General features: G+C 67.8%; 8 protein-coding genes. 3 read left to right on the forward strand and 5 right to left on the reverse strand.

Going from position 1 to position 8,944, the window contains the following annotated elements; genetic code table 11:
- Positions 1 to 49 precede the first annotated feature (49 nt).
- On the forward strand, positions 50 to 1,600 hold the full coding sequence (locus tag UK23_RS15245; protein WP_052684685.1) for a bis-aminopropyl spermidine synthase family protein: 1,551 nt from the start codon (positions 50 to 52) through the stop codon (positions 1,598 to 1,600).
- Here the strand turns inward: UK23_RS15245 and UK23_RS15250 are convergent.
- On the reverse strand, positions 1,562 to 4,726 hold the full coding sequence (locus tag UK23_RS15250) for an EAL and GGDEF domain-containing protein (RefSeq protein WP_156213120.1): 3,165 nt from the start codon (positions 4,724 to 4,726) through the stop codon (positions 1,562 to 1,564). The genes UK23_RS15245 and UK23_RS15250 overlap by 39 nt on opposite strands.
- A 224-nt stretch (positions 4,727 to 4,950) precedes the next feature.
- A complete protein-coding gene (locus UK23_RS15255) occupies positions 4,951 to 6,147 on the reverse strand; it encodes an NAD(P)-dependent malic enzyme (RefSeq protein ID WP_419503881.1) in 1,197 nt (398 codons plus the stop codon).
- Positions 6,148 to 6,479: 332 nt separating this feature from the next.
- On the opposite strand from UK23_RS15255, the gene UK23_RS15260 reads away from it, so the two are divergent.
- The gene (locus UK23_RS15260; RefSeq protein ID WP_045312163.1) at positions 6,480 to 7,079 is read left to right on the forward strand and encodes a dTDP-4-dehydrorhamnose 3,5-epimerase family protein; all 600 of its coding nucleotides are present in this window, start codon (positions 6,480 to 6,482) and stop codon (positions 7,077 to 7,079) included.
- Here UK23_RS15260 and UK23_RS15265 read toward each other — a convergent pair.
- Complete coding sequence (locus UK23_RS15265; protein WP_269112280.1) at positions 7,069 to 7,371, reverse strand: S24 family peptidase; 303 nt, start codon at positions 7,369 to 7,371, stop codon at positions 7,069 to 7,071. The two genes, UK23_RS15260 and UK23_RS15265, sit on opposite strands and share 11 nt — an antisense overlap.
- Positions 7,372 to 7,447: 76 nt before the next feature.
- Between UK23_RS15265 and sodN the strand changes: the two genes are divergently transcribed.
- Positions 7,448 to 7,855: a superoxide dismutase, Ni gene (gene sodN / locus UK23_RS15270; protein ID WP_045312164.1), complete on the forward strand. Its 408-nt coding sequence runs from the start codon at positions 7,448 to 7,450 to the stop codon at positions 7,853 to 7,855.
- A gap of 239 nt (positions 7,856 to 8,094) precedes the next feature.
- On the opposite strand, the gene UK23_RS15275 is transcribed toward sodN, so the two are convergent.
- Together UK23_RS15275 and UK23_RS53755 are read right to left on the reverse strand one after the other, a co-directional pair.
- A complete protein-coding gene (locus UK23_RS15275) occupies positions 8,095 to 8,478 on the reverse strand; it encodes a hypothetical protein (protein ID WP_156213121.1) in 384 nt (127 codons plus the stop codon).
- 140 nt (positions 8,479 to 8,618) lie between these two features.
- A partial coding sequence (locus UK23_RS53755) for a hypothetical protein (protein ID WP_231114513.1) occupies positions 8,619 to 8,944 on the reverse strand: 326 nt, incomplete at its 5' end.

The following is an 8,944-nucleotide window of genomic DNA, read 5'->3' on the forward strand; positions in this document are numbered from 1 at the left end:
ACCCCGGCACAGCGTTCCAGGATGTGGCAGGCCGTATGGTTCAGCGTTTGTGACGATCGACCAGGTTCGCCAGTTGGTGTCGGAGCGCGGGGTACACGCCCGCAAGCTCCGCGAAGTGTTGTCCCTGCTCAGTGAGGACTGGCACCCGCTGGCCGAGCTCGTGCGCCTGCCCGCCGTGCCCCGCCGCACCGTCCAGGACCTGCTCAAGGCCCTCGGTGACGACGCGGAATCTTCAGACGATCGTTACCGCATCGCGCCCGGTGTCGTGGCCTCCTACCGGGCGGAGTTCGGCATCTCGGGCGTCCGCGACCACACCGACGTGCTGCGGCAGATCCTCGTCGACATCGCCGACGTCCCAGCGCCTTTGTCCTCGTTGGACCACGTGCAGGCGACCGCGGAGACGGCACTGAACCGCGCGGTGTGGCTGGATTCCGTCTACGACCTCAAAGGCAAGCGTTTGCTGTGCCTCGGCGACCACGACCTGACGTCGCTCGCCGTCGCCGCCGTGAATCCCCACGTGTCGATCACGGTCGTGGACCTGGACGAGCGGCTGCTGGAGTTCATCGACTCGCGTGCTGCTGCTCGTGGACTCGATGTGCGGACGTTGCACTGCGACATGCGTTTCGGGCTGCCGCAGTCGGTTCTCGAGTCGTTCGACCTCGTCTTCAGCGACCCGCCCTACTCGCCGGAGGGCATGGGCCTCTTCGCCGGACGCGCGGTCGAAGCTCTCGCGGATGTGGCTGACGGCCGGGTGCTGCTCGCCTACGGCTTCTCCGACCGCACGCCCGCGCTGGGGTTGAAGGTGCAGCAGGAACTCCAGAAGCTCGGTCTGGTCTTCGAGGCGATCCTGCCCTCGTTCCACCGGTTCGACGGCGCCCAGGCCATCGGATCCGCTGCCGATCTGTACGTGTGTCGGCCGACCGGCCGCCGCGCAGTGTCCGGTGGCACGCGGATCTACACGCACGGCGCGCAGTCGGTCGAGTCGTCCGGCCCTTCGAAGGAAGCTCTCGCCGCCCTGTCGGAACTGGCGCCGCGACCCGAGTCCTCGCCGCCGCCGAAGCCCCGCGCGGCCGGCTGGGCCGAGCCGGTCGGCAAGGGCGCGGCGTCGCTGGCCGTTGACCTGTCAGCGGATCCGGGGCCGTGGCTGCTGCGCACGCTGCTCGCCTCGTCTCCCGCACGACTGGCCTGCCTGGTGCCGAACAACCATCCGGCCGTGTCGTCCGAAGCCGGGCAGAAGGAACTGCAGGAACTGGTGCAGACGCGGTTCAAGCTGAAATTCCTGCGCAACAACCCAGATGGCAAGACGACGATCGTCGTCGCCGATCAAGTGCTGACCGGAACGCTGTCGCTCGGCGACCGCGCGATCCGCGAGGTGCTCATGAAGGCGCACGGCAAGCTGCGCAACGTGTGGCGTGAGGCGTTGATCACGGCGTCGCAGGGCGTGCTGACCAAGAAGCAGGCAGCGGAGATCGTCGACAACGCGCGAACGTCATCGGACGACCTCGAACTGCGGTTGATCGACCTGCCGAAGCACCGGATCGCGGCGCTGCTGGCGGAGATCTCAGCCAGCGCGCGGTATGTGGAGCGGCCCGAGAGCTAGCACGGCGCGGAACTCCTTGGGCGGCACCGGACGCGAGAACAACCAGCCCTGGTAAGCGTCCACCCCGACACCGCGCAGCACGTGGAACTGCGTCGCGGTCTCGACACCCTCGGCCACGCACTTGCGTCCCATCGCGCGAGCCATGTCCACGACGGCGCGCGCGACCGCGAAGTCCGAGGAGTCGTTGCCCACACCGGAGACGAAACGGCGGTCCACCTTGATGATCTGCGCGGGCAGGTCCTTCAGGCGGGCCAGCGACGAGTAACCGGTGCCGAAGTCGTCCACGGCGAACTGCACACCGCGCTTCACCAGCTCGTCCATCGACTGGCGGACGCGGGACGGCAGGTCGACGAACGCCGTCTCGACCAGTTCCAGGACCACGCGTTCCCACGGGACGCCGGACTCCATGATCGCGGTCGAGACGATGTCCACGAACTCGGGATCGCCAGGCACCAAGCCGGCCAGGTTGATCGCCACCGACACCGGACGGCCGTCGGGTGCGGGCCAGGTCGCGGCTTCCTTCAACGCCGTCCTCAACACCCAGCGGTCGAGTTCGCGCATCAGGTCGCCCTGCTCGGCGACCGGCAGGAACACGTCCGGTGGCAGCAGGCCGCGGTCCGGATGCGGCCAGCGCACCAGGGCCTCGGCGGTCAGCACGGCGCCGTCGACGCCCACGACCGGCTGGAAGTGCAGCGCCAGGCCGTCGTGCTGCAGGGCGTCGCGCAGCTGGCCCTCGAGGTGCACCTGGCGGTCCGCGGAAGCGATCAACGCCGCCGAGGCGAGCGACACCCGTCCGGCACCGTTGCGCTTCGCCTCGAACATCGCCGCGTCGGCGAAACGAAGCAGATCCGCACCGTTGGCCCGCGACCCGTTCGGCACCGCGGCACCGATGGAAGCCGAGACCCGGACGAGCTGTCCGTGCACCGGAACCGCGGTGCGCAGCAACGAAGCGACCCGAGTCGCAAGAGCGTCGACGCCGCCAACGGAGTCGATGTCCTCGCAGATGATCACGTACTCGTCACCGGACAAACGCGCGGCCGTGCAGCCGTCAGGAAGACCGCCCTCGAGCCGCCGAGCCAGAGCGACCAGCAGCTCGTCGCCGGCGTCGTGGCCAAGAGAGTCGTTGACGCGCTTGAAGTTGTCGATGTCGCAGAAGAACACGGCGACCTTGGACCGGCCGGGCCCGTCCAGCAGCTTGCCGAGCATCTCCTTGACCAGAGCGCGGTTCGGCAGTCCGGTCAGCTCGTCGTGCGTCGCCTGGTGCCGCAACGCTTCCGCGGTGCGACGACGTTCGGTGATGTCCAGGAACACGATCAGCCAGAACCGGCGGCCGTCGTCCTGCACCGACAACGCGATGTGCAGCTCGCAGTAGACCTTCTCGCCGTCCGGGCGAACCAGAATCCGCTGCGGGATCTTCTGCGTGCGCTCGGCGGCCCACTGCAGGCCCGGCGACGTGTCCTCGGGGTGCGTGAGCTGCTCGGCGGTCATGCCGCGCAGCTGCTCAAGTTCCATGCCCAGCAGGTCGCAAAGCGCGTCGTTCGCGTCGACCAGCCGCTCGCCCTCGTCGAACAACCCGATGCCGACGGGAGTCACCGACACCAGATCCGTGAAGCGCTGGGACGAACGCTTCATGCGAGCCTCGGCGGCGCGCTGTTCGGTCAGGTCCTGGGCGGTGCCGACGGCGAGCTGCTTGCCGTGCGCGTCACGAACGATCATGCCGTGGCACCGGAAGATCCGGGTGGAGCCGTCGCGGCGCACCACGCGGTGCTCGCACTGCACGGCGACCTCGTCGACGGCGAGCTGCCGCCACAGGTCGTCGACCCAGCCGCGGTCCTCGGGGTGCACGAGGTCGAGATAGGTCTGGTAGCTGCCCAGGACATCGGCCGGGATGCCGTAGAGCTCGCGCAGCATGTCCGACCACACGACGTCGCCGGTCGCGGGATTCCACTCCCACATGCCGAGGCGCGCTGCCTGTTGCGCGTCGGCCAGTCTTCGGCGGTCCTCGCGCATCTGGCGTTCCAGCGCACGCGCCTCGGTGACGTCCTGGATGGTGCCGTGGTAGCGATCCACCCGTCCGGAAGGCGAAATCTCGGCGCGCACGCGGCAGATGTAGACGCGGTCACCGATCTCGCTGCGGACCTCGATCTCGATCGGGGCGTCGTCGGCGGTGTGCAGCAGCTGGTGCCGGATCTCCTTGACCGCTTCGCGGTCGTCCGGGTGCACGCCGCTCAGCAGGTCGTCGTCCGGCGTCATGCCGAGCTCGGCGTACATCTCCATCAGCACCTCGCTGCGGTGCACCGCGCGCGTGCCGGTCTCGTACGCCCAGCTGCCGATGCGGGCGATGCGCTGCGCTTCGAGCAGCCGCGCCCGTTCCTGCGCGAGCTCGGTGGCCGCGCGCTTGGACTCGGTGATGTCGCGGATGTAGCCGGTGATCTTGTCCAGCTGGCCGTCGTCGAGCAGCCTCGCCTCGGCGACACCGCGGATCCACCGCAGCTGGCCGTCGGGGCGCACGATCCGGTACTCGATGTCGATCGGGTCGCCGGTGATCTCGCGGCCCTGCCAGTACGACTCGACGTAGTGGTAGTCGTCCGGGTGCACCACGTCGAGGACGGCCTGGGCGCCGGGCACGACCGCACCGCGTTCGACGCCGAGAAGTTCGTAGTGGGTGTCCGACCAGACGGTCAGACCGGTCTCCGGGTCGTACTCCCACGAGCCCAGCTCCGCGACCCGCTGGACCTTGCGCAGCCGGCGCTGTTCGTCGCGCAACGCGTCGGCGGCCGCGGCCAGGTCGGAGACGTCGATCAGCAGAACGGCCTGCAGGCCCGTACCGGGAACCGCGTGCCGGGCCACGCGCACCGGCAACTCGGAGCCGTCACGGCGCAACAACCGCAGGTCGGCCTGGTTGCCGAGGAGCAGCTCACCCAGCGGGTGCCCGACGAGGTCGTCGGCTCCCTGCGCGCCGGCCAGATCCACCGCCGCGGGATTCGCCTGCATGACGACACCCTTGATGTCCACGAGCAACGACGGCGCGTCGGGCAGCGTCAGCCCGTCCAACGTCACCGGAGGCTTGCCAGCCGTCCGTGCACGGCCGTTCACCACCGTCGCGCGTCCTACCCACTTGGGCACCGGCCCACCCTCTCCCGCATCCGCCGCCCGCGGCAATTCGGGTGGGCACGACAACGGCACCCGAACGGCGGCAAACACGAACCCTCTCCTCGGGTGAACACCCGAGGAGAGGGACGGTAGCGCTTCGGAGCGTCATCGCCCACCCCTGCACGGGTTAACGAAAAACCACGTTCGTGGTTCCGGTACCCGGCACTTGCAAATGGGTGGCGAATATCCGGGCTGAATCAGGCCACGCCGTCGGCCTTTGCCGCGACCGCCACAGCCGCCGCGACCTCGGGTCCGACCCGCGGGTCCAGTGCGGACGGAACAATTCGGTCTGGACCCAAATCATCTTTCGCGACGGCCAGAATGGCATCGGCGGCCGCGAGTTTCATGCCCTCGGTGATCCGCCGCGCACCCGCGTCGAGAGCCCCGCGGAAAATGCCGGGGAACGCGAGCACGTTGTTGATCTGGTTCGGGAAGTCGCTGCGGCCGGTCGCCACGATCGCGGCGTGCCGGGCGGCGATCTCCGGGTGCACCTCGGGGTCCGGGTTGGACAGTGCGAACACGATCGAGTCGTCCGCCATGCTCGCGATGAGGTCCTCGGACACCTTCGACGACGAGACGCCGATGAAGACGTCCGCACCGCGCAGGGCCACGTCGATGCCGCCGTCGAGGTTGGCCTTGTTGGTGACCGCCGCGATCTCTTCCTTGATCGGGTTGAGACCGGCCCGGCCGGTGCGGACGATGCCGCGCGAGTCGAGCAGCGTGATGTCGCCGACGCCGGCGGCGAGCAGGATCTTGGCGATCGCGATGCCCGCGGCGCCCGCACCGGAGATGACCACCCGCTGGTCACTCACGTTCTTGCCGAGCACCGTGTTCGCGCCGTTCAAGGCAGCCAGCGACACGACGGCCGTGCCGTGCTGGTCGTCGTGCATGACCGGGCAGTCGAGCGCCTCGATCAGCTTCTGCTCCAGCTCGAAGCAGCGCGGCGCGGAGACGTCCTCGAGGTTGACCGCGCCGAACGACGGGCGCAGCCGGACGAGCGTCTCGACGATCTCGTCCACGTCCGTCGTGTTCAGCACGAGCGGGATGGAGTCGAGGCCGCCGAACGTCTTGAACAGCGCGGACTTGCCCTCCATGACGGGCAGCGACGCGCTGGGGCCGATGTCGCCGAGACCGAGCACGGCGGTGCCGTCGCTCACGACGACGACCAGGCGGTGCGCCCAGGTGTACTTCGCGGCGAGCGAGGCGTCCTCCGCGATGGCCTTGCTCACTCGTGCGACACCAGGGGTGTACGCGATGGACAGCGCTTTCGGGTCAGCGAGCGAGGCGGTCGCGCCGACCTCGAGCTTCCCGCCCAGGTGCGCGTTGAAGATCTCCTCGTCCGTCAGCTGCGTCGGATCGGAGTTCTCGGTACGGGCTTCGTTCACTGCTGTCACGGCGTCCCTCCTGCGGTGCGGGCGGCGTAGTAGCCCCGGACATGGGCTCATCACCAAACGGCGCACCGGCCCAGCGTTGTCACGCCGGGTACACGGGGCCTCGAAACTCGGTCGACGCCTCCGACGAGTTGCGTCGGAAGCCGCCCGAGTGCTGCGGGTGACGGAAGTGTGGCAGGGTCGCGTCCTGCTGTCTGCGGCGGGGATCACACTTTTTCCGCAGGTCAGAGGGCATGTAGCAAGACGTCCGTCCGGTTTTCTGCACCGACCGGTCGGTTTATGCAGGCAGGAAGCACCCGATCGGTCAAGAAACTTTGACGCCTTAGAGTGACGGCATGCAGGCGAGTTCGCTGAAAATTGACGGCGCGTTCGAGTTCACCCCTCGTACATTTCCCGACGACCGCGGCGTGTTCGTCTCGCCGTACCAGGAGGCCGCCTTCACCGAGGCGGTAGGGCACCCGCTCCGGCTCGCCCAGACGAACCACAGCGTCTCCCGCGCGGGCACCATCCGCGGCATCCACTACGCGGACGTCCCGCCGTCCCAGGCGAAGTACGTCTACTGCCCGCGCGGCTCGCTGATCGACGTGGTCGTCGACATCCGCGTCGGCTCCCCCACGTTCGGTCAGTGGGAGGCCGTCCTGCTGTCCGCTGCGAAGTGCAACGCCGTGTACCTCGCCGAGGGCCTGGGCCACGCGATGATCGCCCTCGAAGACGACACGACCATGAGCTACCTCTGCTCCACGCCCTACAACCCGTCCGGCGAGCACGGCCTGACCCCGCTCGACCCGGCGCTGGACCTCCCGTGGCCGCGCGAGCTCGAGTTCGTGCTCTCGGAGAAGGACGAGGCCGCCCCGACTCTGGCTGAAGCTTTCGAGGCCGGGACGTTGCCGCGCTACGAGGACTGCCTCGCGCTGTACGCCTCGCTCAAAGCCTGATCCTGGGCCTCGGCCATAGTCGAGCTTTGACGACTCCGAGCACTTCCGCAGGTCCGAGGTGTTCGGAGTCCGTGCTCGCGAACGGGTTGTCTCCCACCACGTGCCACCCCCCGTCCACTGGGTGGGAGGCACGCTTGACCGACAGCTGCTCCGGCCTGCTGGCCCAGCGGACGAGGACCACTTGACCGGCTGTGGGCTCCGCACCCCATCTGACCAGCACGATGTCGTCGTTGCGCAGGGCAGGCACCATCGACGGCCCCTTCACGAGCACGGTGGAGAGACGCGGTCTCAACGATCACCCTTCGATCAGCCGGAGTAGGGTCCTACCTGTCGGAGCATCCACTGTTTTTTCATTTCTGGGAGGAACGATGCGACTCGTGTCGCGCATTCTCCGCCCGCGCGTCGAAGCCACCGCGCACTGCGACCTGCCCTGTGGCGTCTACGACCCGGCGCAGGCCCGCATCGAGGCCGAGTCGATCAAGGCGGTCCAGGAGAAGTACCAGGCGAACGAGGACCCGGAGTTCCGGGAGCGTGCCGTCCTGATCAAGGAGCAGCGCAGCGAGCTCGTCAAGCACCACCTGTGGGTGCTGTGGACGGACTACTTCAAGCCGCCGCACTTCGAGAAGTACCCCGAGCTGCACGACCTCTTCAACCGCGCCACCAAGGCCGCGGGTGCGGGCGGCACGAAGGGCTCGATGGACCCGGCCTCCGGCCAGGCTCTTCTCGACCTGATCGCGCAGATCGACAAGATTTTCTGGGAGACCAAGCAGGGCTGAGGTCGAAGCCTCGCTAACGACGCTGACCTGCGAAGATCTCTTTCGCAGGTCAGCGTCGTTTTTCGTCCCTCAGCGTCGTTCGACGGCCCCCAGACGGCCCAACTTCGTCCACTTTGGACGAATGCTCGCGTTGATCACCACCGCCTACATCCCCGGTAGGGGCTCCGGCCACGTGAAGGCTCTGCCGAGGCACCTCGTCAAGCTGCCTCCAGCCCAAATGATTCGGGAAAACGGGGCTGTCACGAGCCCTCTGCACCCCAACCAGTGGCCAGTACGGCGGCCAATGCATACGCGAACGCGAAGACCCCGATGGCTGCGAAATCGTAGCGAGTGCCAACGCCGGAGTTGGCGGCCACGACCAGCCCGGCGACCATGATGATCACCGCACTCATGCAGCCGGTCGGCCACGCGGGGCGCAAGCCCAGCAACCGCAGGGTCAGTCCGGCCAGCACCAGGACCAGGATCATCCCGCCACCCGCAGTGAGCACGACGGTGCCAAGGCACTCCAGCCCGCCACTCGGGCACAGCACCTTCTCGGTGAACGGCCCGGTCAGCAGGTAGTAGCCCCATCCGAAGACGGCGCCGACCAGCGCGCCGATCACCATACGTCGCAGTACCTCCATGGCAGTGATCGTGCGCCATGGGGCAGGTCGTGTCGTGAGTGGAACTACCTGACGAACGAGGCGATTCGGTACGTCAAGGCGAACACCATGATCGCAAGGAAGTTCGGCGGGCCGACCATTCACGACAGCATGAGGGTCAGCTACCCCAGACCGAAGCCGACAACCGTGACCATCGACACCGCGATGATGCCGACGCCCAGACAGCCGAAGTCGTACGAACAGATCGTCCCGCTGGCGAAGCTCAACGACTCGACGCACGATCGCAGGCGATCAGGGAGCGGAATGACAACGGTGCCGCCTCCTGAGGTGGGAGCGGCACCGTTGCTGGTGAGCCTTTTCCATCCTGTTGTGGCCGGTCGGAGCTGTTCGCGTCTGGTGTGAGCGGCTGGTGATCTTGAGATAGTGGTAGTTAGCGGCAGACGCAATCGTTTGCTGATCACGCCACCTGCAACCAACTCATGATCAC

The sequence above is a fragment of the Lentzea aerocolonigenes genome, from assembly GCF_000955955.1.
GTDB classification, from domain to species: Bacteria; Actinomycetota; Actinomycetes; order Mycobacteriales; family Pseudonocardiaceae; genus Lentzea; species Lentzea aerocolonigenes_A.

What these genes read in the sequence shown, in the direction of transcription:
- sodN (WP_045312164.1), top strand. Translation starts at nt 7,448, where the DNA reads ATGCGACTCGTGTCGCGCATTCTCCGCCCGCGCGTCGAAGCCACCGCG.
- UK23_RS15275 (WP_156213121.1), bottom strand. Translation starts at nt 8,478, where the DNA reads ATGGAGGTACTGCGACGTATGGTGATCGGCGCGCTGGTCGGCGCCGTC.
- UK23_RS15260 (WP_045312163.1), top strand. Translation starts at nt 6,480, where the DNA reads ATGCAGGCGAGTTCGCTGAAAATTGACGGCGCGTTCGAGTTCACCCCT.